This window comes from Campylobacter sp. RM12640, assembly GCF_020137595.1.
Taxonomy (GTDB): Bacteria; Campylobacterota; Campylobacteria; order Campylobacterales; family Campylobacteraceae; genus Campylobacter_E.
Genome location: NZ_JACGAU010000056.1, coordinates 1 through 1,102, shown reverse-complemented (window position 1 = coordinate 1,102; position 1,102 = coordinate 1). Strand labels below are relative to the sequence as shown.

The window sequence follows — 1,102 nt, the reverse complement described above, 5'->3', positions numbered from 1 at the left end:
TAAGAATTTAAATCACTTTAAATTCTTAATACACCACATTACTTCCACCAACAGGAATGTAAATAATATCACTTTTTGAAATATCTGTAAAATTATTATTTGTTTTTGAAATTCTTCCTGTTAGAATTTGTTTTAAAGATTCTAAGCCTAATAATTTATTGCATAATTCACTTCTAGTTTTTAGTTTTTTTACCACTATAAAATAATCATCAGTAGTAACTTCTAAACAATCAGTATTTTTAATAGTAAAATACTTATCATCTTTTAGACTTTGAGAAGTCATATCCTTTAAATTACTGCTAAAATTTGTTTGGGTTGTATAATAAGAGCCTAAATCACTAATTAAAATAGCAAGGTTTTGAGATGATTTTACTATTTCAGCATCATCTCTCGTAGCATTTAGTTTAGGAATTGCAACTGCTGCTAATACACCTAATATTACAATAACAAATATAAGTTCTATCATTGTGAATGCTGTTTTCATTAACTTCCTTAAAATAACTAACCTAGATTAGTTTCTAGGTTAAAAATTAACATTTCCGCCACCGAGTTTGATTTCATAGGCACTAGCTATTCCTTGATGATTTTTTATATCTTTATTTCCCATAGCTGCTTTTACACTACTAGTTGCGAAGAATGATTTGCAAACACCTTTATCAAAGTCCGGAGAAGCAAAAATTTTAATAGTGCTTCCACTTGATTCTGCATTAATTGTTACACAATTTAAATCTTTAATATACAAATAAGCTGTTGAAGTGTTTGTTGCGTGTGGTTGCATTACTACATTTGTCATATCTTGTATATTGGTAGCAAAACTTCCCTTAGCTGTGTAATAAGAAGCTATATCACTAAGAAGTGTTGAGAAATTACTAACACCTTTTGTAATTTCAGCGTCATCTCTCGTAGCATTTAGTTTAGGTATCGCGACTGCTGCTAAGATACCTAGAATAACTATTACGAAGATTAGTTCTATCATTGTAAAAGCTTTTTTCATCTTTGTCCTTTAAAATTTAAAAAAAGCTAAGCTTGGATTTTACCAAACTTAGCTTTGTAATATTCATCAAATAAAGTGAAATTAGAAAGAAATATTTCCGCCACCTAA

At 28.7% G+C, this 1,102-nt stretch carries 2 protein-coding genes; both read right to left on the bottom strand.

Going from position 1 to position 1,102, the window contains the following annotated elements:
* Positions 1-25: 25 nt before the first annotated feature.
* Entirely contained in the window at positions 26-484 is a 459-nt protein-coding gene (locus AVBRAN12640_RS09845) for a type II secretion system protein (RefSeq protein WP_214119487.1), read from the bottom strand.
* 39 nt (positions 485-523) lie between these two features.
* A complete protein-coding gene (locus tag AVBRAN12640_RS09840) occupies positions 524-994 on the bottom strand; it encodes a type II secretion system protein (protein ID WP_214142909.1) in 471 nt (156 codons plus the stop codon).
* Between the last annotated feature and the right edge of the window lie 108 nt (positions 995-1,102).

Coding starts and splice junctions, on each gene's coding strand:
- AVBRAN12640_RS09845 (WP_214119487.1), bottom strand. CDS start 484: ATGAAAACAGCATTCACAATGATAGAACTTATATTTGTTATTGTAATA.
- AVBRAN12640_RS09840 (WP_214142909.1), bottom strand. CDS start 994: ATGAAAAAAGCTTTTACAATGATAGAACTAATCTTCGTAATAGTTATT.